Below are 24,580 nucleotides of genomic sequence, written 5' to 3' on the forward strand. Positions count from 1 at the left end.
TGAGACGGGGTGGGGTGACGGTCTATCCTCATTGAACACTGCCCGCGTGGAGAGATCACCCCACCCCGCTCGCGCTGCGCGCGATCGACCCTCCCCCTCCAGGGGAGGGTAAGAGCACCCTCACGCCGGCTTGAGCGCGGCCAGCGCGTTTTCCAGCAGCGAGCGGACGCGCGCGGCATCGCCTGACTTCACCACGGCAGGGTCGAGATACAGCTCGAGGCCGGGCGCGCGCTCGGTGATGACACCGCTCTTCTCCGCCGCCGCGTCGTTGAGCGCGTCGACCGAATAGGGAATGATTTCGCGGCTGATGCCCTTCATCGTGATCGCGGGCAGCGCGTGCGCGCGGACGATGTCGCTGACCAACGCAAAGGTCTCGTAGCTCAGCACGATGCCGCCGGGCTCGGCGATCGATTGCAGGCGCGCGGCGAGGTTCGCTTCGGCGCCGATGATCGTATAATCCATGCGGTCGCTGCTGCCGAAATTGCCGACATTGCAATAGCCGGAATTGATGCCCATCCGCGAGCGGAACGGCTGCTCGATGCCGGAGGCGCGCCACTTCGCATTGAGCTCGGCAAGACGCTGCTGCATCCGCCAGGCCATCTGGAGGCAGGCCTCAGCGTCCGCACGGTCGCCCCTGGTCTCGGGGTCGCCGAAGAAGATCAGCATGGCATCGCCGATGAATTTGTCGATGGTGCCGCCATATTCATGGGCGATCGCCGACATCTCGGTGAAGTATTCGTTGAGGAGCTGGGTCAGCAGCTCCGGCTGCAGCCGCTCGGCGGTCGCCGTAAAATTCTGGATGTCGGAGAAGAAGATCGTCAGCTTCTTGCGCTCGGTGTGGATGGTGACGTCCTTCTGGCCGCTGAAGATGCTCTTGTAGACCTGCGGCGGGATGTAGCGCGAGATCTTCATCGACAGCGAAGCCAGGAAGTCGTTGGCGGATTCGAGCTCCTTGTTCATGCCCTTGATGCGGCCGGCCTGGCGGCGCTGGAGCGAGAGGAACGACAGGCCGCAGCCCGCGGCGATCAGGAAATAGGCCAGCAGGAACTTGAACGAGAAGATGTTGGCGGCGATCGGCTGCGCGATGATCACCTCCTGGATGCCTCTGATGTCGCCGACCTTCCAGTCCTTCTTCGGGCTCTCGGGGTGGCTGTTGTGGCAGCTGACGCAGGCCGGGCCCATCGTGACGGGCGCGACCAGCCGGACCTTGTCGGAGAACAGCGAGGTCTCGGTCTCGACGATCTTCTGCTCGGGGTCCTTCCGAAGCGCGTCGAGCGCGTCCTTCTCGAACTTGTCGAGCTGGTGCGCGGCGCGGTTCTGGAACGGGAAGTCCGAGACGAAGCGGTAGGTGATGTTCTCCTGCTGCGCGCCGATCACCCGTCCGAGCTCCAGCGACAGCGTCGCCGGGATCGGGATCGCACCGGGGACGGATTCGTAATTGTGCACGACCCTGGTGGTGCCGTTTGGGTTAGCCAGGATGCGGCCGACGACGTTGGACGCATAGTAGCTGCGCACGCTCGTGATCACCGAGTTGAGGTCGGCGGCCTGCCGGCGCAGCGCGGTCTTGCTGAGGTCGGTCAGGTCCAGCCACACCGCGACCGGCAAAGCGAGCAGGAGCAAGGCGATCACGGCCCCCGTGAGGATGCCGCTCTTGCGCTGTTCTTCGGAGATCTCTTGTTTCACCCTGTGGCTCCGTCGTGTGCGATCTTGTCGCAAACCCCGGGAATTCGCGGCAAGAGCTTGCGGCGGCACAGAGCCCGCAAATGCGAGACCGCGCAACCCCATTTCATGGTGGGTCGCAGCAAATGGCTTTTCGTTTCATGGCGAATGTTTAAGATCGGCATTAACCTGCATTCACTCCGCCCGGAGATCCTCCATATGACCGAGACCATCCGCATCACGCGCTTCAATGCGCGCCCCGTGATCGTGCCGATGAATTTGCCGCTCAAGACCTCGACCGGCACGGTCGCAAAGGCGCCGCTGGTGCTGATCGACTGCGAGACCGACCAGGGCGCGGTGGGGCATGCCTATCTGTTCTCGATCACGCCTTCGGCCTTGAAGCCGCTGACGACGATGGTCGCGGAAATGTCTGAGCTCGTCGCCGGCGACGAGCTGCTGCCGTTCGAGATCGAGCGCAAGCTGACCCAGCGCTTCACCCTGCTCGGCCTCGCCGGCCTGCAGCGGCTGGCGCAATCCGGCATCGACATGGCGGCATGGGACGCGCTGGCGCGTAGCAAGGGCTTGCCGCTGGCGCGCCTGCTCGGCGGTGCGCCGAAGCCGGTCAGGGCCTACAATTCGAAGGGGCTCGGCATCATGCCGGCGGGCGCCGCGGTGGACGAGGCCCACAAGCTGCTGGCCGAAGGTTTTCACGCCGCAAAGATCCGCGTCGGCCGGCCCGATGCGCGGGAGGATCTCGCCGTGGTACGCGCGGTGCGCAAGGCCGTCGGCGATCAGGTCACGCTGATGTGCGACTACAACCAGGCCCTGACGGTCACCGAAGCCATCCGCCGCGGCGAGATGCTCGACGACGAGGGGCTGACCTGGATCGAGGAGCCGATCCGCCACGACGATTACGAGGGCAACGCCCGCATCGCGGATGCGCTGCGCACGCCGGTCCAGATCGGAGAGAATTTTGACAGTGCCTTCTCGATGCAATCAGCGCTGTCCGCGGAAGCCTGCGACTACGTGATGCCGGATGTCCAGCGCATCGGCGGCGTCACCGGCTGGCTCCGCGCCGCCGCGCTCGCGCAGGCCGCCGGCATCGAGATGTCGACGCACCTGTTCTCGGAGGTCAGCGCGCACCTGCTCTGCGTGACGCCGACCGCGCACTGGCTGGAATATGTCGACTGGGCCGACGCGGTGCTGGCGACACGATTGCAAATCAAGGACGGCTTTGCCCTGCCGGGCGAGGAGCCCGGCAACGGGATCGCGTGGGACGAGGCGGCGGTGAAGAAGTATCTCGTCTGATAAGACCGCCTCTTACGACCGAACAGCGGCAATCATACTCAGCTCGACGGGAGCGCCCCGCGGCAACTCGGCGACGCCGACAGACGTGCGCGTGTGACGACCGCGATCGCCCAAGCGCTCGATCAGCCGGTCGGAGGCCCCATTCATGACTTGCGACTGCTGGGTAAATCCAGGCGCTGAAGCAATGTATCCAACGAGCTGCAGGACCTGGACGATCCTGTCCTCTCCGCCTGTTGCGTGGTTGATGGCCGAAATGCAGAGATCGGCGCAGAGAGCAGCGGCCTCCTGCGCGGCCGCGATATCGACATTTGCGCCGACCTTGCCCGCATACAGCAGGTCCTCACCGCGACGCGGCAGCTGACCACTGACATACGCAATTCCACCATGGATGATCACCGGCAAATAGTTGCCGCCGGGCTTGTTCACGCTGTTCATCTCGAAAACCTGCCTTCTCGTCACGTCCGGCGAAGCGACACGTTTTGCCGAACGCCGCAAATTGTATCTCACCAGGCTCGTCGCCCTAATGGAGGACCGGACAATGGCAGGCGGCGAGTCACGGATCAAGGCTGCGAAGCATTTGCATGCCGAAGGCAGTGCGCATCCGGCCCGACAAGGTCTCGCCACCGCGCATTGCGTAGCGGCGGCGGGCACGATAACGATGCCCCCATGTCCACATGGCGGCCCCACCCTCACATCCGCGTCGTCGCGCTCGGCCTGCACTGGCGGGACGGGCGGCTGCTGGCGGCCGAGGTGCGTGACGATGCGGGGCGGATCAAGGGCGTGCGCCCGCTCGGCGGCGAGATCGAGTTCGGCGAGAGCTGGCGAGCGGCGCTCGTGCGGGAATTTTGCGAAGAGCTCGGCGTGGACATCACCATCACGGGCGAGCCGCTGGTGATGGAGAACATTTTTATGCACGAGGGATCGACCGGGCATGAGGTGATGTTCATCGCGGAGGTCGCGCTTCCAGACGGCGCGTTCAGCGGCCAGGACCGCATCGATTTCCGCGAGGATAACGGGGAGCAGATCGTCGCGCGATGGTTCGACCTTGCCGATCTCGACGTGCAGGGCGGACCGAACCTCTATCCGAACGGGTTGAAGGATGTGCTGCTCCGGCGGAAGGTTTCTACTCCGTCACCCTGAGGACGTCGCTGTCTCCACATCGTGCTACCAAACCTCCGCGCCGGGGATTTTCTTGCGCACCGCCATGCGCTGGATCCAGATGCAGCGACGGACGGATCTGTTGGAGCGGCCGACGGCGGATATCCCCTCGCCGGCCTGAAGCAGCGGCGCGATGTTCGCGCGCAGCGCCCGGCAGCGCTGGAGCTCGGCCTGCCAGTCGATCACCGCTGCATCCGCGCATGACGCCATCAGCGCCAGCACAGCCATTGCAAGACAGGTCGCCCGCATCGTTCGCATTCCTTTCACTGTGATCCCCCCGCGTCGCGCCGGTAGCGGAAGTCGCAATGGCTCGCGCGCCTTGCATGATGGTCTGCGCCCGCGTCAGCTTGACGTCGGGGCCGGCCCCTTCCGCAGTCGCAAAGTCGGAAGTGCAGACAAAGGAGAAAAGCCGAGCTCCGGCTCGCCCAGCTGTGGCGGCCCAACAAGGCTGAGCCAACGCAGACGTGATTCAGCGGTTACCGCGGATCGCCAGATCCTGAAGAGTCGACGGCGCAGTCAGTGATATTATCCCCATCATACCAAATGCTGCGCGGGCTTCCCTAAGGACCAGCCAACGTCAAGGAGAACTCGAGTGCCGTTGTGGAAAGTCTATCACCCCGTCGGGGCCTACTCGGCTCATGACAAGAAGGAATTCGCAGAGAAGGTCACCGCAATGTATGCGAGGATTCCCATCCCGAAATTCTACGCCGTGATGATCTTCGAGGAAGTCGCCGCAGGTTCGGTCTATGTCGGCGGAGCTTCGCACGAGAAATTCGTCCGCTTCAAGATCGACCACATGGCGAGGACGATGCCCGGCCCCGTCATCAGGGAATGGTGGGTGAAAGCAGTCGACAAGTTGATCGCGCCCTACGTCAAGGACCGGGGATACGACTGGGAGGTCACCATCGACGAGCTACCGGCCGACCTTTGGTCGATTCAGGGGCAAATTCCGCCGCCATTCGAATCCCACGCCGAAAAAAGATGGGTCAAGGAGAACCGCCCGAGTTCGTATGACCTCCAGGAAAAGCTGCCGGTCGGAGCCCTGTTCAAGCCGGGCGTGTCCGCCGGCTGAGGCGACGCCCGCAAGACTGTCGATCGACGCAAGACGCCGCTCCGCAGGGCGGACCGAGCCTCTATCCGACAGGACTGAAGGACCTGCTGCTCCGGCAGAAGAGCCAGTCCACCTGACGGGCGCCTGCTACCACGCCTCCGCGCCGGGGATTTTCTTTCGCACCGCGATGCGCTGGATCCAGACGCAGCGACGGACGGATCTGTTGGAGCGGCCGACGGCGGATATTCCCTCGCCGGCCTGAAGCAGCGGCGCCACGTTCTGCCGCAGCACGCGGCAGCGCTGGAGCTCGGCCTGCCAGTCGATGATCGCCGCGTCGGCGCATGACGCCATCAGCGCCAGCATTGCCATGGCAAGGCAGCTTGCCCGCATCATTTGCATTCCCTTCACTGTGATCCCCCGGCGTCGCGCCGGTAGCGAAAATCGCAATGGCTGGCGCCCTGCATGATCGTCTGCGTGCGCGTGAGCCTGACGTCGGGACCAAACCCTTCCGCGGTCGCGAAATCGGCAGTGCAGACCAGGAGGAAGCCGAGCTCCGGTTCGCCCAGTGCCTTGTAGAACTCGGCATAGGCGCATCGCGTCACGTCGAACGCGAAGGTGTCAGCCGTCTGCTCGACGATGTCATAGGCGAGCGCGTCGTCGCGGGCATAGGTCTTGAACGCCGACGAGACGGCCTTGCCGAGATCGGTCTTGTTCTCGGTCTCGTTCTTCGTTTTCCAGAACTCCTCGCCGAAGCCGCGATAGAGATCGCCGAGCGCCTTGCGCACCAGCGCGTTGGCGCGCGCCTCGCCGAGCTCGGCCTGCAATGCCTTGACCAGCGGCACCAGCACCTGCGCCTGGATCTTTGCTTGCTCGATGACGGAAACGCTCATGGGCAGCCTCGCTCGTCTCTCGTTGCTGCGACTCTTTGGCCCTGTGACCTGGCACACATTTGCGACCATCTTAAGGTTGTATGATAGCCCAGCATAACCGAAGCCGGCCAGGCGCCCGACATCCATTTTGATGATCTCATTTTCGAGCACGAAGAAGGAAGCAATGCTTCGCTCAGTTCGCAGGGCTCGCCGATTTCCCGACCGCATATTTGCCCGAACCGCAAGTTGAAAATCACGATCGATTCACGCAGATCCGTTCAGTATCCGGCCCGGCCAACAACGTAGGGCCGATCAATGTTCGTAGTCGGCACGCGCGCATGAGCGCGCGTGAACGATGTTGTCATGCCCGGCATCGGGCGGATCACGAGACGCGATCGGGATCACGAGGCGCAATAGCGCAGGACTCACCTGCCCGGACAACCGGCCCGGGGAAATGCCGGCATCGACAGTTGCAGCACCGCGAGGGATCACCATGGACGAGCCCAAACCACTCACCAGTGCATTCACCAAGACCGCGAATTTCTCCATCCACGAGGTCGACGAGGTGTTCAGGGACGCCGCGCAGCCCGCCGCGGGGGCCGCCGCGCGAGCTGCGCGTCCGCCGGTCACCTTGCCGCCCATCCTCGGTCCGCTGTCGGCCTTCACGGGCACCTTCACAGGACAGGGATTCAATACGATCTTCCGGCCCGACAGCAAGATCACGCCGACGCCGATGCCGGGGCCGATCAGCACCACCGACCCCGACGACAACGTGCTGGAGCTGAATCTCACCGACGAGACGATGTCGTTCTCGAACAATCTTGGCTCGATCCCCAATCGCGGCTCGCTGCAGCAGGCAGATGCATTCCTCAACGGCGTGCCGTATCTCCAGACCATCAACGACATCACCACGGGAACGCCCGTGGGCATTCACTTCGAACCCGGCATCTGGCTGGCGGTGCCCGCCACCACCAATCCGCACGAGCCGTTCACCGTCGCGCGCATGGCGTCGATCCCGCACGGCACGACGATCACTGCGCAAGGCACCGCGCTGCCTCCGGTCGCCGGTAAGCCAACCATCGCGGCCATCGACATCACACCGTTCATCGGCGGCAATCCGGGCAACAAGATCACATTCCAGAACCAGACCGCGACCAACAAGACGACTCGCAGGCTACCTCAGGATCTGACCGCACTGATGGCTTCCGGCAAGCTCACCCAGGCGATGATCACCGACCCAAACACGGTGCTGCGCGATCAGATCGCGCATCAGACCATCACCCAGACCATCGTCATCGAGACATCGACGAAGCCTGGCACGCCGCTGACCGGCGGCCCGTTGCCGGCCATCCCCTCGCCCGGCCCGCATCCGCAGGCGCCGAGCTTTGCCGGCGGCGCCGCGAACATCGCGTTCCTTCAGGGCTTGCCCGTTCCGACGCCGGGCGGCAATGGCTCGAACGCCAACGCCTTCCAGATGGACGCGGTGTTCTGGATCGAGACGGTGGTTTACGACATCGACGTGCCGGCCCTGCCGCCCGGAACGCCGCCGGTGATCCTGCAACCGCGCCAGAGGAGCAACGTGCCGCTGGTTCCGAGCTTCGTCGCCGCGATCCCGTTCGTGCCCAACAAGGGATTCAAGGGCGGCCACGTCAGGGTGGCGACGACGCAGATCCAGTATTCACAGAAGGTCATGCTGGATTTCGCCGGGCTGACCTGGCCGCACGTCTCGGTCGCATCGCTGGTGCCGGCCGCACCCGTGCCGATCCCGGATCATCTGTTGCCGCTGACGTAAGGCGGATGGCGGTGTGACGACGATGCGCCACGTCCGCGGTATCGGACGTGGCGTGAACCAACGCATCCGTGATGCAACGGTGACCGCCGCTCGCGCGATCCTGAAAGGCCGGCGCGGCGATCAATGGTATGATCATTGTCATCCAAAAGAGAGATGATCATGCCCCCTTCCAAGATGTCTCGCGGCTCCATCAGGCTACGACCGTTTGTACGGCGCGGTCATCTTGCGGCAATTGCCGCAACGCTGTTTCTCGCCGCGACAGCCTGGTCGGCCGGGCCGGCGCTGGCCGCGGCAGATGATGCGCAGGCGCGAACCATCTTCGAAAAATTCATTGCCGCGCAGAATGCGCACAACGCGGACGATGTGAAGGCCATGCTGTGGAATTCGCCCGGCGTGCTGTTGTTTGCGAGAGGCATCGAAACGAGAGGCCGTGATGCGGTCGCGGACCGCTTCAAGGGCTACTACGAGGGCACCTGGCACCTCGAACCCGACATGTCGAAATTCCACGTCGCCGTGATCTCGAACGAGGTCATGCAGGTCCTCGTTCCCATCGTCTTCACGCGCGGCCTTCCCGGCAAGCCAGCCCAACAGAATACGTTTCTGATCAGCCAGACCTACGTGCGGGATGCGAACGGCTGGTCCGTCGCCTCCGTCCTGCCGGTCGCGAACACGGAACTGAAATAGCTGCGATCGAGTATTGTCGGGGCGTGGCTCGCTGCAGAACCGGGGCAAATCCCGGATTGCGCTTCGCTCCATCCGGGCTACACGCACGCTTCGCAATCGCGGATTGTTTGGGCTTGCCTGGCCGAAGCTCGCGGCGGGCAGCCCGCCTGTGCCCTTTGGGCTTCGGCGTGGCATCCTTCTCTCGCTATCGCGAGCGAAGGATGGTGGGCGCGACAGGGATCGAACCTGTGACCCCTACCATGTCAAGGTAGTGCTCTCCCGCTGAGCTACGCGCCCTAGATGTCTCTAGATCGGGTCGGGTCCCTATAACGGCTCAGGGGAGCCGGTGCAAGGACCGAAGGGGGCCGATTTAGGCCGCCAGCATCTTGTTCACTTCGCTGACCAATTCGCGCAGATGCACGGGCTTGGACAGCACCTTGGCGTTCTTGGGGGCGTCCGAATCCGAGTTCAGGGCGACCGCGGCGAAGCCGGTGATGAACATGATCTTGATGTCGGGGTCGAGTTCCGAGGCCCGGCGGGCGAGCTCGATACCGTCCATCTCCGGCATCACGATGTCGGTCAGCAGCATCTCGAACGGCTCTTCCCGGAGCCGCTGATAGGCGGCCATGCCGTTGTCATGGGACGAGACCTGAAAACCAGCGTTTTCCAGCGCCTTGACCAGGAAACGGCGCATGTCGTTGTCGTCTTCGGCGAGCAGGATTTTGGGCATGGCAGGAAACGTCAAATCCCCAGAGGATATCAGCAGAGGTTACTAAGCCCGACAGAGGGTAAATTTGGGGTGAAAATCTTTACCCTGGGCTGGCTGCGCTGCCGGTCCCTTGTGAACCCGAATGCGGCACGAATCAATCGAGCCGCGCCGGCGCATCCCCGCTTCCCTGCCCACACGGTTAAGACATGTTCCAGCGCAGATCACATCTTTTCGCTTGGCAGAATGGTTGCGATTCCAGACAATGACGACACATAAGAGCCGCTCCACCGGCCGAATCAATTCGATCCGAGACCCGGATCCCGCGGCGCGAAGGGACGAAGCCTGAGAAGATGACCCGGTTTGACGGCGACGTGTCGCCCGCCTTCGAGATCGTGGAGCCCGCGCAATGGCGCGCGCCTGTCATCTTCAACTCGCCCCATTCCGGCTCGACCTATCCGGACGAATTCCTCAGCGCCTCCAGGATCGACCTGACGACGCTGCGGCGGTCCGAAGATTCCTTCATGGACGAGCTGATCGGCCATTTGAGCGAGCGCGGCTTTCCGACCGTGCGGGTCAACTTTCCCCGCTCCTATGTTGACGTCAATCGCGAGCCCTATGAGCTCGATCCCCGCATGTTCACCGGACGGCTGCCGAGCTTTGCCAATACCCGCTCGATGCGGGTCGCCGGCGGGTTAGGCACCATCCCGCGCGTGGTCGGCGACGGCCAGGAGATCTATCGCGAACGCATCCTGGTCGACGATGCGCTGGCGCGGATCGAGACGCTCTACAAGCCCTATCATCGCGCGCTGCGCCGGCTGATCAACAAGGTGCACCAGATGTTCGGCACCGTGGTGCTGGTCGATTGCCACTCGATGCCCTCGGTCGGCGTCAGCAGGGACGAGCCGCGGCGGCCCGACATCGTGATCGGCGACCGCTACGGCACGAGCTGCACACCGCTGCTTCCGGACAGGGTCGAGGAGACCATGGGCGGGCTCGGCTATTCGATCGGCCGCAACAAGCCCTATGCCGGCGGCTTCATCACCGAGCATTACGGCAACCCCGCAAGCGGCCTGCACGCGGTGCAGCTCGAGCTCAACCGCGCGATCTACATGGACGAGCGGCGGCGCGAGCGCAGTCCGCGCTTTGCGCAAGTGGCAAGCGACTTCGGCGTGCTCGCCGACGTGCTGGCGACGACGATCCCGTTCGGCGATCTCGGCCCGTTCCAGGCCGCGGCTGAATAGACGCGAGCCGTCGCCGCGCGATCGCGTCGCCGATCAAACATCAGATCAAGCTGCCAGCGTATCGTGCGCCGAATCTTCGCTTCGCGTTTTCGCGCGCTCGAAGTGAAGATCGAGGCTCAAAGAAAAAAGGGCCGCTTCTGATGAAGAAGCGGCCCAAGTCTAGGGAGGAAACGCCCAAGGAGGGCAGCGGTAACGCAGAGCGCTACCGCACCGCAACAATATGCGGCCGCGACGCACAAAGTGCAAGGGCTTTTGAGCCGTTTCCCATGCAATATGCACATGGCTCAATTGCTTATAGCGAAACCCAGATTCAGTTTCTTTGATAAGGAAATTCAATGGGTTGATAACCGTTTGCATACGAACGAGGCATACTCGGAACTAAGTTTTCAACTATATGATCGATATTTGGCCAGCATATGACTGGGACGGGGCAGCCGGTTGCGGCATCCAAAATACCAGGGAGCAAACCAACTCAGCGCTGCACGCGAGAAGCGAATTGAGCTAGGCAGGAGCGAGCTTCACCCGACTTTCGTTTTGAGGATGCGCCGTGACGGTGATCGACTTCTCAGCCTTCATCGGACGGCTCGCCACCGCCTCCGGCGAAACCATCCTGCCGTTCTTCCGCACCTCGCTGTCAATCGACGACAAGAGCAAGACCAAGGATTTCGACCCCGTGACGGAGGCCGACCGCGCCGCGGAGGCGGTGATGCGCCGGCTGATCAAGGCGAGCTTCCCCCAGCACGGCATCGTCGGCGAAGAATTCGGCAATGAGCGCGAGGACGCCGATTATGTCTGGGTGCTCGACCCCATCGACGGCACGAAATCCTTCATCGGCGGCTTTCCGATCTGGGGCACGCTGATCGCGCTGCTGCACAAGGGCGCGCCGGTGTACGGCATGATGCACCAGCCCTTCATCGGCGAGCGCTTCTCCGGCGACAACGGCTCGGCCACCTATAAGGGCCCGTCCGGCGAGCGCCGGCTTCAGGTCCGCCGCTGCGCCTCGCTGTCGGAAGCAACGAGCTATACCACCAGCCCGCTGCTGATGAACGAACGCGACCGCGCCATTTTCAGCCGCATCGAACAGGGCGCGCGGCTGTCGCGCTATGGCGGCGACTGCTACTCCTATTGCATGCTGGCGGCCGGTCACGTCGATCTCGTGGTCGAGACCGAGCTGAAGCCTTACGACATCGCAGCCCTGATCCCGATCGTGACCGGCGCCGGCGGCGTCGTCACCACCTGGGAAGGCAAGCCGGCCCAGGGCGGCGGCCGCATCATCGCGGCCGGCGACGCTAGAGTTCACGAAGAAGCACTGAAACTGCTCAACGGATAAGCGCCCCAAGGAGCGTGCATGAAAAGAGCCTGCATGAACAACTGGCCTAAGCTCCTCCTCGCATTCCTGCTCCTGTTTCCCGCCCTCGCCTCCGCGCAGAATTTCCCCGCAAAACCGATCAAGCTGATCGTGCCGTTCCCGGCCGGCGGGCCCAACGACATCATTGCCCGCGTGATCGGCCAGCGCATGTCGGAGCTGTCAGGGCAGCCGGTGCTGATCGACAATCGCGGCGGCCAGGGCGGCGTGCTCGGCACCGACGCGGTCTCGAAGGCCGCGCCTGACGGCTACACCATCGCCATCTCCTCGGCCGGCGCGCTCGCGATCAGCCCGAGCATGGAGCGGGTCGCCTACGACACCTCGAGCGACCTCACGCCGGTGACGCTGGTTGCGACCGTGCCGGAAATGCTTGTCGTTGCCACCAACGTGCCCGCAAAGGACATCGGCGAGCTGATCGCGCTCGCCAAGGCGCAGCCCGGAAAGCTCAACTTCGCCTCCTCCGGCCCCGGCAGCCTGCCGCACCTCGCCGGTGAGCTGTTCAAGCTGACGGCCAAGATCGACATCGTACACGTGCCCTATCGTGGCGCTGCTCCCGCGGTGAACGATCTCCTGGGCCAGCAGGTGCAGATGACCTTCCTGGATCTTCCGGTGCTGCTGCCGCAGGTCAAGGCGGGCGCGTTGAAGCCGATCGCGGTCGGCTCGGCCGAGCGCTCCGCGACCGCGCCCGACGTGCCGACCACCGCGGAAGCGGGCTTTGCTGATCTTCGCATCGAGAACTGGTACGGCATGGTGGCGCCGAAGGGCACGCCGAAGGAGATCGTCACCGCGCTGCATGGCCTGGCGACGAAGGCCATGGCGGATCCGGCCGTCAAGGAAAAGCTCGCCGCCCAAGGCGCGACGCTGATCGGCGACGAGCCGGAGCATTTTCGCAGCTTCATCGCGGACAAGACCGCGAAGTGGGCGAAGGTGATCAAGGACGCCGGCGTCGAGACGGCGAAGTGATCAACGGCTTGAGTCGTGACGCCGCCACGAGGTAGGTGCGTTCCCCCCCTTGCGGGGGAGGGTTAGGGAGAGGGGTCCACACGGGGACTCCATCGATCTCTCTTCTTCGCGACAGCGATACCTTTTCCTGGGCCACCCCTCTCCCCCGCCCTCCCCCGCAAGGGGGGAGGGAGCGCAGTTGTGCGCACAGCCGCAGCGCAGGCTCACATCAACAGGCCTCTTACACCGCCGCCGCCCGCAAATGCTCCACCAGCATCTTGGCCGGCCTTGGCAGCGCCTTGAAGCTGCGGGCGCAGATCACGAGCTTGCGGTTGGCGAAAGCATCGCGCAGGCGGACCATGGCCAGCGGCATCAGCTTGGCGCAGCGGCGGGCGGCGGATATCGGCACCAGGGCGATGCCGACGTCAGCGGCGACCATCTGGCAGATCGCATCGAAATCGCGCAGACGCGCACGGTAATGCGGACGCATGCCGAGCCGGGCGGCGTGCTTCGAAATGTGCATCTGGAGCGCAGTGGCGCTGGTCAGCCCGACGAAATCACAATCCCGCGCCTCCTGGAAATCGATCTGGCGGCGGCCGGCGAACGGACCGCGCCTGGACGTCACCAATGTCAGGTGGTCCTCGCTGAAGACGAAACGCTCGATATGGTCGGGCAGCGCGTGCTCGGCGGCAAAGCCGAGATCGGCGGCACCGGCGGTGATTGCTGCCGCGATATCGGTGCTCTCGCGCTCCTCGATGTCGATGGCGACGTCGCGATGCTCGCGCAGGAAGCCCGCCAGCGCCTTCGGCAGATGCTCCGACAGCCCCGAGGTGTTGACGAGAAAATGCACGCTCGCGCGCACGCCGCTGGCAAAGCCGGCGAGATCGCCGCGCATGGCGTCGACCTGGTGCATCACGACCCGTGCATGATCGAGCAGGCTCTCGCCCGCCGCAGTCAGCTCGACACCGCGCCGCCCGCGCTTGAGCAGCGCGACGCCGAGCGCGTCCTCGAGCCCCTTTATGCGCGCGCTGGCAGAGGCCAAGGCGAGATTTGATCGCTCGGCGCCGCGGGTGATGCTGCGCTGGTCGGCAACCGCGATGAAGAGCTGGAGGTCAACGAGGTCGAAGCGCATGGCCGGATTCTCCTCAGCCTCCGCCAAGAACGAAGGCTGTCTCCGTAACCTCCAGATTGTGCCGGCGCGCGGCTTCGGTCAATGTGCAAGATATGATTGACCCGCTCCTCATCCTCATCGCCGCCGTCTTCCTGATCGCCGGATTCGTCAAGGGCGTGGTCGGGCTCGGCCTGCCGACCGTGTCCATGGGCCTGCTCGCGGTGAACATGGCGCCGAGCCGCGCGATCGCCATCGTGATCGTGCCCGCCATCGTCACCAATATCTGGCAGACCTTCGCCGGCCCCTATCTGCGCGACATCCTGAGGCGGCTCTGGCCGCTGATGATCGGCACCGTGATCGGATGCTGGCTCAATGCCGGCGCGCTGACCGGCCCGCATGCCCGTTACGGCACGATCGTGCTCGGAATCCTGCTCGTGATCTACGCGATCATCGGGCTCAGCAAATTCAAGTTCCACGTCGCGCCGCAGAACGAGAAATGGGTCGGCGGCGTGGTCGGCGTGATCACCGGCGTGATCTCGGCCTCGACAGGCGTGCAGGTGATCCCCTCGATGCCGTTCATGCAGGCGATCGGCATGGAGAAGGACGAACTGGTGCAGGCGCTCGGCGTGTTCTTCACAACGGCGACGCTGGCGCTCGCCTTCAATCTCACCGCCGGCGGATTGCTGACGCCGGCGAACGCAGTGCCGGGCGCCGTGGGCATGGCCATGGCCTTCGCCGGCATGTTCGTCGGCCAGTCGGTGCGGGCGCGGATGCCGGCGGAAGCGTTTCGCCGCTGGTTCCTGATCGCGATGATCCTGCTCGGCGTTTATCTCGCGGGCAGCGCGCTGCTGAAGGAGTTCGCCTGAGGCCTACGATTTGGGTTCGTAGCCAGGCACCCATTTTTCGTGCTGGGGCAGATCGTCCTGGATCGTCCACCATGGTGCGCGCGACGAGGTGAAGACGTGGAGGCGGGGCCTGACATCGGGATCGTCATCGAGCAGGCCGGCGGGAATGCTGACGGTCGGCAGATAACTCGCCTTGCCCGGCGTCAGGCAGCCGCAGGTCTTGCAGCGATGGCGGAAGCTCCCCGGCGCGGATTCGTAAGCCACCGTCATGTCCTCGCCGGCAACAAAGCGAAACTTGTCGGCATCGACATGGGCGTAGGTGGCGAAGGCGGCACCGGTCAGCTTGCGGCAATTGGCGCAATGGCAATGCGTCAGCGCACGCACCTGATCGATCTCGAAACGCACGGCGCCGCATAGGCAGCTTCCACCAACCATCGAAACCTCCCCGCGCGGCCTCTATCGGGCCGACTGCATGCCGGACCAGTCATCCGTCCGAATGAGTTATCGCGTCTCCAGCATGGCGACGCGGATGCCGAGATAGATGAAGAGGCTGCCGAGCGCGCGGTTGACCCAGGCGATCGCGCCCTCAGACTTGCGCAGCCGGTGGGCCGCCCTTGCCGCGAACGCCGCCAGCACCAGGCACCACAGCGTCCCCGTAAAGATGAAGATCAGGCCGAGCGTCAGGAAGGCGAGCGGCTTGTGCGGAGAATCGGCTGCGACGAATTGCGGCAGGAAGGCCAGGAAGAACAGCGCGACCTTGGGATTGAGCGCGTTGGTGAAGACGCCCTGGAGGAAGACCCGCCGCAGCGGGCTCCGCTCCGGCTCGTCGATGGCTGCGGCCAGCGCCGGGCGCGACCACAGCATCTGAAGTCCCGTCACGACGAGATAGGCCGCGCCGACCAGCTTCAGGATCGAGAAGGCGGTCGATGAGGCCATCAGCAGGGCCGAAAGGCCGATTGCCGCGCCCGCAACGTGGAAAAAGCAGCCGAAACTGATGCCGAGCGCGGCCGCGGCGCCGCCCCGCCAGCCCATCTGCATGCTGCGGCCGATCACGTAGACCGAGTCCGGGCCAGGCGTGATGTTGAGCAATATGCCCGACAGGATGAAGAGCCAGATCTCGTGAATGCCCAGCATGTGAGGTGCCCCCGTCAGCCTTGAAAGGCGGGCTTATTCGGTTCGGCCGCCGCCGTCCACCGCCAGGATTGCGGAGAATTTACCTCAAATTTGCAATGCGGATCATGCTTTCGCTCGGCCTTATCTGCTCTATAAAGGCAGTGTTCTTGGAAATGCGGGATTCGAGGCGACTGCCACGCGGGGGCCGGTCATCGATCCCTTGGAGCTCCGGGCTATGGAAAGACGTCTGGCCGCCATCGTCTGCGCCGATGTCGCCGGCTATTCGCGCATGATGGGCAGCGACGAGGCCGGCACCCATGCCGCCTTTAAGGCCCATCGCAGCGCGATCCATCCCATCATCCTCAACCATGGCGGCCGCGTCGTCAAAAACACCGGCGACGGCTTCCTGCTGGAGTTCCCGAGCATCGTCGGCGCCGTCGAGGCCGCGATCGCGATGCAGACGCTGATGGCGGAGCGCAACCATCACCTGCCTGCCGAGCGCGCCATGCAGTTTCGCCTCGGCATCCACATGGGCGACGTCATCGCCGACGAGGACGAGGTATTCGGTGACGACGTCAACATTGCCGTCCGCCTCGAAGCGGTGGCGAGCCCCGGCGGCTTCGCCATCTCGGCCAAGGCCTACCGGGAGGCGAGCAAGCACCTGACCGCGCTGCTGGTCGATGCCGGCAACCATCGCTTCAAGAACATCAAGGACCCGATCGGGGTCTGGACCTGGATGCCCGAGGGTGCGCCAGCGCTCGCGCCCGAGCTCCGGGAGGCGTCGGTGCTGTCGCAGCAGTACCGCACAGCGATCGTCGGTGTGCTGCCCTTCGCCAATCTCAGCGACGCCCAGGACGAATATTTCTCCGACGGCCTCACCGAGGATCTGATCCACGCGCTGTCGCTGCAATCCTTCTATCGCGTGCTGAGCCGCAACTCGACCTTCGCGTTCAAGGGCAAGAACACCAGCACCCGCCTGATCGCGCGCGAGATCGATGCCACCTATCTGATCCAGGGCTCGGTGCGGCGCGCCGGAGCCAAGATCCGCGTCACCGCCGAGCTGGTCGCGCCGGAGACCGGCGAGCAGCTCTGGACCGGCCGCTACGACCGCGACATCGGCGAACTGTTCGCGATGCAGGACGAGATCACCACCAATCTGTCCGCCGCCATCGCCACCGAGATCGTCCGGGCGGAGGCCTCGGCGCCGGCGCGGCTCTCCACCGACGTGACCGCCTGGGACCGCTTCCTCAAGGGGCTGTCGCACTACTACCGGCAGACCAAGGAGGACCTGGCCACCGCCGTCGACCTGTTCCGCGAAGCCATCAGCCTCGACCCCAAACTGTCGATCGCGCACGCCTATCTCGCCACGATCCAGATCCAGAGCATCCAGTTCGGGTGGGTCAAGGGCACACGCGAGATGTGGGCCGAGGCGATGGCCCTCGCCGAGACCAGCGTCCGGCTCGACCCGCGCTCCTCCTTCGCCTTCTCGATCTTGTCCTGGGCGCATGCCATGGAGGCGCATTACGAGGCCGCGATGGACGCCGCCAAGCGCGCGGTCGCGCTCAACCCCTACGACAACGGCGCACGCGGCGTGCTCGGCATCTGCCATTTCGTCATCGGCGAGCACCGCGAGGCGATCGAGCTGTTCTCGATGGCCGCGCAGCGCGACAACAGCGACCCGCGCTACCAATGGGCCGCGCTGAACGCCTTCAGCCATTATCTGCTGGGGCAATACGACGCGACCCTGTCCTGGGCCCGCGAGCAGCTCTACATCAACCCGAACCACATGCAGGCGCTGGCGATCCGTGCCGCGGCGCTGGCACAGTTGGGTCGGGACGATGAGGCGGGCGAGGCCGTCGGCGTGCTGATGCGCAACTACCCGACGCTGAATGTCGATCGTCACTTGCGCAATTTCCACTGGAAGCGGCCCGAGGACCTCGCCCATTACCGTGAGGGGCTTCTGAACGCGGGCGTGCCGCTCAGCAAGCTGACCCTGGTGCAAAGCGACGTCAAACGCGCGGCCGAGTCCTGACAGGCAGGCCTTCTCGGTCCCGCCCCCGTCCCCTCGCAACCTCGGGCCGGCTTTTATTGACAGGACCGTGAATTCAGCCACACTTCTTTACACGCTGAAGTAGTATAAGTTGCTGTCGGTTTGTTAGGACTTTCCGCGCTCTATCGGCGCGTCTTCATTTCACGATTCGCTGTTTTCAGGATTTTGGGCCATGAACGACCCCGCCTCGAAGCCTCCCTTCGATCCCTCGATCCAGGTCTCGCCAGACAATCCCTGCCCTTTCCTGCGCGGCCTCGTTGGCGAAGGTTTCGTCGACGGCGGGACCGTCCCGATCGGCAAGCTATCGCAGACGATCGCGAATGCGAGCGGCGACAAGGGGCTGATGAAGACGGTGGCCCGTGTCGAGACCCGCGGCATCGCACTGATCGCCAACGGCTTCGGTCACATCCTGAAGAGCATCTTTTCGGGCGCACAGCTCGATGCGCTGCGCGGCGGCCCCCTGGACAAGCGCGGCGCCGGTTCGCGCATCCTCGGCGTCGACGGCAAGGTCAACGAGGATCAGATCGCCCGCCTGGCCAGCTTCGGCAGGGACTATACCGATCCGAACGGCGGCGGCACCGAGCCCGGCATCAACGCGTCGGAAATACAGACCTACATGCGCGACAACTTCAAGCGCGCCGGGAGCGCTGCGCGCTGGTATTACCGGATCTTGATGCAGTTCGAATGGCCCATCCTGCTGAAGATCATGGGCAAGGGTGAAGGCGAGAACCGCTATCTCGCCATCGCCGACGTGCGTACGCTGTTCAACGAGCGCAAACTCCCTGAGAGGATCACGCAGCGGGTCGTCAGCCAGCCGGTCAAACCGCCCTCGCTCATATTGCGCGTTGCCGGCGGGTTAGTCGCCGCGCTGCTCGTCTTTGGCGTCGTGGCGCTGCGCTTTCCGGATCAATTCCAGCCAATGCTGCCCGGCATCCTCGGTGACCTCGTGGCGCCGCCATTGCCGAAGCTTGTCGAACCCCAGGCCGCGTACTGGCTCGAGCAAAACTGGGCGCTGGAGGACCGGCACTGGTTTCATCACGCCAGCCAGGGCACCGCGACCTTCCCGGTGCCCTACAGCTGGTTCATGGCGCTCGAGCAGCCGCGGCTTCATTTCTTCGCAAAGCCCGGGATGCTGCATGACAGCGACCATCTCCAGCGCTTCGGCTTCATCCCGAGCCCGCAGACGATCAACACCGACGACGCCACGCTGCGCCGGTTCGGCTACGCCAATGTCTACGACAAGACCAAGCCGGTGCCGGCGCGACTTTGGGATCCGCCGGTTAACTGGGGCACCCAGGCCGAAAACGTCGACGGCCTGCCCGTCGGCTTTGCGCGCATGACCGGCGTACCCGATCCTGCGACCGGCCAGGTCGGCGACGACCGGATCGGCCTGACCTGCGCCGCCTGCCACACCGGCCAGATTCACTACAAAGGCATCGACATCCGTTTCGACGGCGGCCCGGCGATGACCGACCTGAGGAAGCTCGAGGTCACGACGGGTCTGTCGATCGCCTACACGCTCCTCGTGCCGGGTCGCTTTACCCGCTTCGCCGACCGTGTGCTCGGCCCCTCCGCCAGCGGTGCGGATCGCGATGCGCTGAAGCAGAAGCTGCGCACGATCAGCACGTTCCTGATCGACTGGGAGAAGACCTACGCGAAAACCATCGACGGCAAGACGAGATTCAACGAGAAGACGAAGCGGGAAGAGAAGCAGCAGGACACCGAGGAAGGATACGGCCGTCTCGACGCGCTCAACCGCATCGGCAATCAGGTCTTCGCCCAGGACATGACGCTCAGCGGCCTCAGCGGCTTCGAAAAGAATCTGCATGCCAAGGACGCGCCGGTCAGCTTCCCGCCGATCTGGACCGTGCCCTGGCTCAAATTCGCGCAATATGACGCGTCCATCGAACAACCGCTGATCCGCAACGCCGGCGAAGCGCTGGGCGTGACGGCGCTGCTCAATCTGTCCGACAATACCCCCAAGGACACGCTGTTCCGCTCGTCGATGGATATCAAGAATCTGAACTGGATCGAGGATCTGCTGAAGGGGTCGGCGCCCTATCCGAAAAAGCAGCTCTCCGGACTGACATCGCCGAAATGGCCGTCGGACATCTTCGGCGACAATGCCTGGAAGATCGATGGTGAGCGCGTCAAGAACGGCCGCAAGCTCTACGCGCAGATCTGCGTCGAATGCCATCTCGGGCCGGTCAACGATCCCGTGTTCGACACCGAGTTTCCGGACCAGAGCATCTGGTCCTCGTCGCGCTGGGAGACCATCGGCAAAGACAAATTCCTGAACGAGGTCCAGAAGAGCGTCAAAGGCATGGGGACCGATCCCGCTCAGGCGAGCGTGCTGCAGACGCGGACGGTTCAGGTCCCGGGCTTTCTCGAGCTCGATCCCACGCAGAAGCTCAATGCCTGGTGGAGCTGCAATCTGCCGGCTATTTCCTCGACCGACATGCCGTACTCGGTCGGGCTGATGGTGCTCGTCGACATCGTCAGCCGCAAAGCGATGGACGATGCGAAGATCGACCCGAAGGTTCAGCAGGCCTGGTGGGGTGAGCGCAAGAACTGCCCGAATCCCGGTCCGCAGCCGGCCGAGGCGAAGGAGCCGCCGCCCTGGTATCGCGCGCGCCCGCTCAACGGCGTCTGGGCCACCGCGCCTTACCTGCACAACGGATCGGTGCCCTCGCTCTACTGGATGCTGAGCCCCGCGGCCGAGCGCCCCAAATCGTTCTGCATGGGTGGTGGTCGCGACTACGATCCGAAGCAGGTCGGCTTCGCGGTCGTCGACGGCGAGAGCTGCAAGACCGGCCAGTCGCACTTCTCGACGCGAGCGTCTGATGGCACCGAGACCTTCGGCAACAGCAATGCCGGCCATTCGTTCGATGGCACGCCGGGCCCCGGCAAGGACGGCACCATCGGCCGCGTGCTCAAGGAGCAAGAGCGCTACGACCTGATCGAGTACCTGAAGACGCTGTGAGCTGGTCTTCTTACCTCGCCCCGCCGCTGCTTCCTCACTTGAACAGCGGCGTGCCCGGCACGAAGGCGTCGAAGGCGGCCCAGAACTGGGAGCGGTAGCGGTCCTGCTCCTGGAGGATCTCGTGCTTGGCGCCGGCGATCACGAGATGGGAGCCGGCGCGCAGGTGGTAGGCGAACTCCTCGATCGCCGCGGTCGAGACCACGGTGTCGCTGGAGGCCGCCAGCATCAGGATCGGCTGGCGGATCTGGGAAGGGTAGTTCTTGCCCTTGAAGGTGTTCATGGCGTGGAAGGCGGTATCGGCCCAGGCGACCGTCGGTGACGCGAGCCCGAGCGTCGGATCCTCCTCCAGGATCGCGGCATTGCGCGCATAGCGCACGGGATCGCTGGTCAGCGGATTGTTGATGAAGGGATTGAGCCCGGTGATGTGGTCGCTGCCGCCCGGGACATAGCGACCGCCCATCCCCATCAGGCGCATCGTCTTCAGCAGCGCCCGCGCCGGAAACGAGGTGGCGCGGCCGGGCAGGTCGATCATCGGCGCCGACAGCACCATGCGGTCGAACCAGCGCTTGCCCGCGTGCGCCACCCGCAGCATCACCGTGCCGCCCATGGAATGGGCGAGCGCGAAGAAGGGCGGCGGGCAATCCGGCAGCACCACCTGCTGCACGAAGGTCTCGACGTCGATCTCGAAATCGGAGAAGTCGCGCACATAGCCCTTGCGCGGATCGCGCAGGCGGCGCGAGGAGTGGCCCTGCCCGCGCCAGTCGATCATCGCCACCGCGAAACCGCGGTCGCGCAGGTCGCGCACGGTCTCGAAATATTTCTCGATCTGCTCGCTGCGTCCGGTGAAGACGCAGACCGTGCCCTTGCGGTTCGCCGGCGGCGCCCAGCGCGCAAAGCGCAGCTCGGCGCCATCGGGTGTCTTGATGGTGCCGCTGACGACGTCTTCGGGAACGGGATTGGACGGAATCGAGATCAGCGTCATTGGGCGAGAAATGCTGCAAATCAAGGGGCTGGAGCGCCGAAAAGGCGCAACTTGCCGCCCTCTTGAACGCCGTTCCCCTGAACCCATATCACCATGGTGCAGGCCGCTACCAGTGTTTCGGAACCGGAACATTAGGCTGCACACAGACTAAGGCCCGGCCCGATTGGCGGGCGGGTTACCAACAGTCGCTCAATGGAGGACTAGACCATGCGTACCTACGACCTGACTCCGTTTTACCGTTCCACCGTCGGCTTCGACCGCCTCTTCAGCCTGCTCGACCAGGCCGGTTCGGACGGCAGCCCCGGTTATCCCCCCTACAACATCGAGCGTACCGGCGAGAACACCTACCGCATCACGGTTGCGGTGTCCGGCTTCGCCAAGGACGAGCTCTCCCTCGTCGCGAAGGAAAACACGCTGACGATCAAGGGCGAGAAAGTCGCCAACGAGAACTCGAAGTCCGAAGTGCTCTACCGCGGCATCGCCGCGCGTGCCTTCGAGCGCGCCTTCCAGCTTGCCGACTTCGTGCAGGTGAAGGACGCCTCGCTCGAGAACGGGCTGCTTCACGTCGACCTCGTGCGCGAGATTCCCGAAGCCAAGAAGCCGCGCCAGATCGCCATCAACGCGGGCGCGCCGAAGGCGCAGGTGATCGAGAGCTCGGTCGCCGCCTAAGCACGCCGACAGCCGCCAAGTTGCGAAAACGCCCCGGTGCCCCGGGGCGTTTTTTTGTTTTGCATTGCATCACAGAACGGTGAGGACATGTAACGCCGCGACCACACGCTCCGTCCTTTGGGCATCGCAGCAAAAACAATACGGAGCACGATCATGTCACTTTGGCGCAGCCTTTTCGTCGCCGCGAGCTTGCTGGCGGCCCCCATCAGCCTGGCTCACGCGCAGACGCCGCAGACGGTGAAAGCCAAGAACGTCGTTCTGGTGCACGGCGCCTGGGCCGACGGATCGAGCTGGTCGGAGGTGATCCCGATCCTCCAGGCCGCGGGCCTGCACGTCACCGCCGTGCAAAATCCGCTGTCGTCGCTTGCGGACTCCGTCGAGGCGACCAAGCGCGCGCTGGCCGAACAGGATGGCCCGACCGTGCTGGTCGCGCATTCCTGGGGCGGCACCGTGATCAGCCAGGTCGGCAACGACCCGAAGGTCACCGGCCTCGTCTACGTCGCCGCACGCGCGCCCGATGCGAACGAAGACTTCGTCGCGCTGTCGAAGCAGTTTCCGGCAGGCCCGGCCCGCGCCGGCATCGTCGAACGCGACGGCTACACAAAGCTCTCGGAAGACGCCTTCCTGAAGTATTTTGCCAATGGCGTGAAGCCGGAGCAGGCCAGGGAGCTCTACGCCGTGCAATGGCCGACGGCCGCCTCGATCTTCGCCGGCCGCACCACGGAAGCTGCATGGCACACGAAGCCAAGCTGGTACGCGGTGTCGAAGAACGACGGCACCATCAATCCCGATTTCGAACGCTTCCTCGCCAAGCGCATGAACGCAACCACGATCGAGCTCGATGCCGGCCACCTCTCGCTGGTGTCGCATCCGAAGGACGTGGCGAATCTGATCCTGGAAGCGGCGGGGTATCCGCGCAGCTGAGCGCGCGATCGCCGCAATGAAAAAGCGCCCGAGCTCTTCGGGCGCTTTTGTTTTGCTCAGGTCTCCGTCCAGCGCGTGGCGCGCAGTCGCGTCAAGCGAGCGCGCTAGTCCAGCCCCTGCGCCGCCGGCATCTCCTGCGTCGGCATGATCGTCGGAGCCGGCTTGGCCTGACCGACGGTTGGCGCGGCGGTTTGCGGTGCGGCTTCGGCGGGCTTTGCTTGCACGGCGGCGGTCTGCTGGGTGAGCTGTGCCTGCGGCGCTTGTGCCTGCTGCGGAGCTGCCGCGGCCGGCTTGGCGGCGGCGACAGGCGCCTCGCCGCGGCGCGGTGCGGCCTTCGGCAGCGGCACGGTGCGGCTGGCGACATGCGGGATGGAGGCCGGCGGACGCGGCGGGCCGCTGCGGACCATGGTCGGCGGCGGCAGCGCGCTTTGTGGACGGTAAGGTGCAACCGTCGGCACCTCATCGCTGGGCGCCATGCCGAAGGCGTCGGCGGCCGGCATGAAGCGCAGAATTCGCCCGTCGCGGGCATCGATCGCCAGCCGGCCGTCGTCGCCGCGGCGGTCGATCACCGCGATGGTGTAGACGCCGCCGCGCAGGCGCGGGATGCCGAGCGGCGAGAAGCCGTTGTCGCGCAGCACAGCGTAGACCTCGGTCGACGGCAGCAGCGCCGGCGCCGGACCGCGCTCCTCGTAGCCATAGCCGTAACCGTAACGGGGCGGCGGCGGCGCGGCTTCCGGCGGCCCATAGGGTCCGTCGAAATCCGAGACCGCGATATAGGCGGCCCGCGCAGCGCCGTTGGCCGGAACTTGTGCCTCGGCGGCCGTCGCCACCAGCGCCAGCGTGGCAGCGGCCACACATCCTGTGAAAAACTTCATGGTCGACACGCTCCTGTCAGGCCCCCGAATACCTCGCGCTCTTTCGCTTCTTGCGGCGTGGCGCGCCTTTCGAAGGGCTGATCCGAAGCTTCATTCGGGATTTCGGCGTCTACAGGGCCGGATCAGGGCGCGTTTGCTTCAAAACCGGGGCCGCGTGCCATGCGGAAAGCGCTGATTGACACTCTGGGAATCGGGACTTCCGCGCGCTTGTGTGATAGACAAAAATTTGGCAAGGTGATGGTTAGGACAGGAAGACTGTCTCAATTTTGC

24 protein-coding genes and 1 tRNA gene are annotated in these 24,580 nt (G+C 64.5%); 13 read left to right on the top strand and 12 right to left on the bottom strand.

Features of this window, described 5'->3' with window-relative positions; all coding sequences use genetic code 11:
• Positions 1 to 120: 120 nt before the first annotated feature.
• On the bottom strand, positions 121 to 1,683 hold the full coding sequence (locus tag AB7531_RS38665; protein ID WP_063985689.1) for an adenylate/guanylate cyclase domain-containing protein: 1,563 nt from the start codon (positions 1,681 to 1,683) through the stop codon (positions 121 to 123).
• Between the two features lie 195 nt (positions 1,684 to 1,878).
• On the opposite strand from AB7531_RS38665, the gene AB7531_RS38670 reads away from it, so the two are divergent.
• Positions 1,879 to 2,967 carry an enolase C-terminal domain-like protein gene (locus tag AB7531_RS38670; protein WP_231143652.1) on the top strand — a complete coding sequence of 363 codons (1,089 nt, stop codon included), beginning with the start codon at positions 1,879 to 1,881 and terminating at the stop codon, positions 2,965 to 2,967.
• 12 nt (positions 2,968 to 2,979) lie between these two features.
• On the opposite strand, the gene AB7531_RS38675 is transcribed toward AB7531_RS38670, so the two are convergent.
• The gene (locus tag AB7531_RS38675) at positions 2,980 to 3,402 is read right to left on the bottom strand and encodes a RidA family protein (protein WP_063985690.1); all 423 of its coding nucleotides are present in this window, start codon (positions 3,400 to 3,402) and stop codon (positions 2,980 to 2,982) included.
• 231 nt (positions 3,403 to 3,633) lie between these two features.
• On the opposite strand from AB7531_RS38675, the gene AB7531_RS38680 reads away from it, so the two are divergent.
• Positions 3,634 to 4,107 (top strand): NUDIX hydrolase, encoded by a 474-nt coding sequence (locus tag AB7531_RS38680; protein WP_063985691.1) that lies wholly within the window; start codon positions 3,634 to 3,636, stop codon positions 4,105 to 4,107.
• Positions 4,108 to 4,131: 24 nt separating this feature from the next.
• On the opposite strand, the gene AB7531_RS38685 is transcribed toward AB7531_RS38680, so the two are convergent.
• Complete coding sequence (locus AB7531_RS38685) at positions 4,132 to 4,374, bottom strand: hypothetical protein (protein WP_063985692.1); 243 nt, start codon at positions 4,372 to 4,374, stop codon at positions 4,132 to 4,134.
• 343 nt (positions 4,375 to 4,717) lie between these two features.
• Between AB7531_RS38685 and AB7531_RS38690 the strand changes: the two genes are divergently transcribed.
• On the top strand, positions 4,718 to 5,197 hold the full coding sequence (locus tag AB7531_RS38690; protein ID WP_071909434.1) for a tautomerase family protein: 480 nt from the start codon (positions 4,718 to 4,720) through the stop codon (positions 5,195 to 5,197).
• 126 nt (positions 5,198 to 5,323) lie between these two features.
• Here the strand turns inward: AB7531_RS38690 and AB7531_RS38695 are convergent, their stop codons facing one another.
• On the bottom strand, positions 5,324 to 5,569 hold the full coding sequence (locus AB7531_RS38695; protein WP_063986720.1) for a hypothetical protein: 246 nt from the start codon (positions 5,567 to 5,569) through the stop codon (positions 5,324 to 5,326).
• An 11-nt stretch (positions 5,570 to 5,580) separates the two neighbouring features.
• Complete coding sequence (locus AB7531_RS38700; RefSeq protein ID WP_063986719.1) at positions 5,581 to 6,066, bottom strand: L-2-amino-thiazoline-4-carboxylic acid hydrolase; 486 nt, start codon at positions 6,064 to 6,066, stop codon at positions 5,581 to 5,583.
• A 472-nt stretch (positions 6,067 to 6,538) separates the two neighbouring features.
• Here AB7531_RS38700 and AB7531_RS38705 point away from each other — a divergent pair, with 472 nt between their 5' ends.
• Positions 6,539 to 7,837 (top strand): heme-binding protein, encoded by a 1,299-nt coding sequence (locus AB7531_RS38705; protein WP_063985693.1) that lies wholly within the window; start codon positions 6,539 to 6,541, stop codon positions 7,835 to 7,837.
• A gap of 159 nt (positions 7,838 to 7,996) precedes the next feature.
• Complete coding sequence (locus AB7531_RS38710) at positions 7,997 to 8,521, top strand: DUF4440 domain-containing protein (protein ID WP_084795403.1); 525 nt, start codon at positions 7,997 to 7,999, stop codon at positions 8,519 to 8,521.
• A 201-nt stretch (positions 8,522 to 8,722) separates the two neighbouring features.
• Here the strand turns inward: AB7531_RS38710 and AB7531_RS38715 are convergent.
• Positions 8,723 to 8,797 (bottom strand) — tRNA-Val (locus AB7531_RS38715).
• Between the two features lie 73 nt (positions 8,798 to 8,870).
• Positions 8,871 to 9,230 carry a cell cycle two-component system response regulator CpdR gene (gene cpdR / locus AB7531_RS38720; RefSeq protein ID WP_007597092.1) on the bottom strand — a complete coding sequence of 120 codons (360 nt, stop codon included), beginning with the start codon at positions 9,228 to 9,230 and terminating at the stop codon, positions 8,871 to 8,873.
• A 329-nt stretch (positions 9,231 to 9,559) separates the two neighbouring features.
• Here cpdR and AB7531_RS38725 point away from each other — a divergent pair, with 329 nt between their 5' ends.
• The 3 genes from AB7531_RS38725 (at position 9,560) to AB7531_RS38735 (ending at position 12,779) form a co-directional block, all read left to right on the top strand.
• Positions 9,560 to 10,450 (top strand): N-formylglutamate amidohydrolase, encoded by an 891-nt coding sequence (locus AB7531_RS38725; protein ID WP_014491809.1) that lies wholly within the window; start codon positions 9,560 to 9,562, stop codon positions 10,448 to 10,450.
• Between the two features lie 547 nt (positions 10,451 to 10,997).
• Positions 10,998 to 11,780, top strand: a complete 783-nt coding sequence (hisN, locus tag AB7531_RS38730; protein ID WP_014491808.1) for a histidinol-phosphatase — start codon at positions 10,998 to 11,000, stop codon at positions 11,778 to 11,780.
• Positions 11,781 to 11,813: 33 nt separating this feature from the next.
• Entirely contained in the window at positions 11,814 to 12,779 is a 966-nt protein-coding gene (locus AB7531_RS38735; protein ID WP_441280258.1) for a Bug family tripartite tricarboxylate transporter substrate binding protein, read from the top strand.
• Between the two features lie 220 nt (positions 12,780 to 12,999).
• Here AB7531_RS38735 and AB7531_RS38740 read toward each other — a convergent pair whose 3' ends face one another.
• On the bottom strand, positions 13,000 to 13,890 hold the full coding sequence (locus AB7531_RS38740; protein ID WP_063986722.1) for a LysR substrate-binding domain-containing protein: 891 nt from the start codon (positions 13,888 to 13,890) through the stop codon (positions 13,000 to 13,002).
• A gap of 92 nt (positions 13,891 to 13,982) precedes the next feature.
• On the opposite strand from AB7531_RS38740, the gene AB7531_RS38745 reads away from it, so the two are divergent.
• On the top strand, positions 13,983 to 14,735 hold the full coding sequence (locus tag AB7531_RS38745; protein ID WP_028148087.1) for a sulfite exporter TauE/SafE family protein: 753 nt from the start codon (positions 13,983 to 13,985) through the stop codon (positions 14,733 to 14,735).
• A 3-nt stretch (positions 14,736 to 14,738) separates the two neighbouring features.
• On the opposite strand, the gene AB7531_RS38750 is transcribed toward AB7531_RS38745, so the two are convergent.
• Positions 14,739 to 15,149 carry a GFA family protein gene (locus AB7531_RS38750; protein ID WP_038935626.1) on the bottom strand — a complete coding sequence of 137 codons (411 nt, stop codon included), beginning with the start codon at positions 15,147 to 15,149 and terminating at the stop codon, positions 14,739 to 14,741.
• A gap of 66 nt (positions 15,150 to 15,215) precedes the next feature.
• Complete coding sequence (locus tag AB7531_RS38755; protein ID WP_063985695.1) at positions 15,216 to 15,848, bottom strand: LysE family translocator; 633 nt, start codon at positions 15,846 to 15,848, stop codon at positions 15,216 to 15,218.
• 214 nt (positions 15,849 to 16,062) lie between these two features.
• On the opposite strand from AB7531_RS38755, the gene AB7531_RS38760 reads away from it, so the two are divergent.
• Both AB7531_RS38760 and AB7531_RS38765 read left to right on the top strand, forming a co-directional pair.
• Positions 16,063 to 17,859 (top strand): adenylate/guanylate cyclase domain-containing protein, encoded by a 1,797-nt coding sequence (locus AB7531_RS38760; protein WP_063985696.1) that lies wholly within the window; start codon positions 16,063 to 16,065, stop codon positions 17,857 to 17,859.
• Positions 17,860 to 18,049: 190 nt separating this feature from the next.
• Positions 18,050 to 20,860 carry a di-heme-cytochrome C peroxidase gene (locus AB7531_RS38765; protein WP_063985697.1) on the top strand — a complete coding sequence of 937 codons (2,811 nt, stop codon included), beginning with the start codon at positions 18,050 to 18,052 and terminating at the stop codon, positions 20,858 to 20,860.
• Positions 20,861 to 20,894: 34 nt separating this feature from the next.
• Here the strand turns inward: AB7531_RS38765 and AB7531_RS38770 are convergent, their stop codons facing one another.
• Positions 20,895 to 21,842: an alpha/beta fold hydrolase gene (locus AB7531_RS38770; protein ID WP_028148092.1), complete on the bottom strand. Its 948-nt coding sequence runs from the start codon at positions 21,840 to 21,842 to the stop codon at positions 20,895 to 20,897.
• Between the two features lie 207 nt (positions 21,843 to 22,049).
• On the opposite strand from AB7531_RS38770, the gene AB7531_RS38775 reads away from it, so the two are divergent.
• A complete protein-coding gene (locus AB7531_RS38775; protein ID WP_063985698.1) occupies positions 22,050 to 22,511 on the top strand; it encodes an Hsp20 family protein in 462 nt (153 codons plus the stop codon).
• A 153-nt stretch (positions 22,512 to 22,664) separates the two neighbouring features.
• A complete protein-coding gene (locus AB7531_RS38780) occupies positions 22,665 to 23,435 on the top strand; it encodes an alpha/beta fold hydrolase (protein ID WP_063985699.1) in 771 nt (256 codons plus the stop codon).
• A gap of 104 nt (positions 23,436 to 23,539) precedes the next feature.
• Here AB7531_RS38780 and AB7531_RS38785 read toward each other — a convergent pair whose 3' ends face one another.
• Positions 23,540 to 24,310, bottom strand: a complete 771-nt coding sequence (locus tag AB7531_RS38785) for a hypothetical protein (protein ID WP_231143654.1) — start codon at positions 24,308 to 24,310, stop codon at positions 23,540 to 23,542.
• Positions 24,311 to 24,580: the final 270 nt, after the last annotated feature.

It is taken from the genome of Bradyrhizobium sp. 63_E2_N1_3, from assembly GCF_052076005.1.
Lineage (GTDB): Bacteria > Pseudomonadota > Alphaproteobacteria > Rhizobiales > Xanthobacteraceae > Bradyrhizobium > Bradyrhizobium barranii.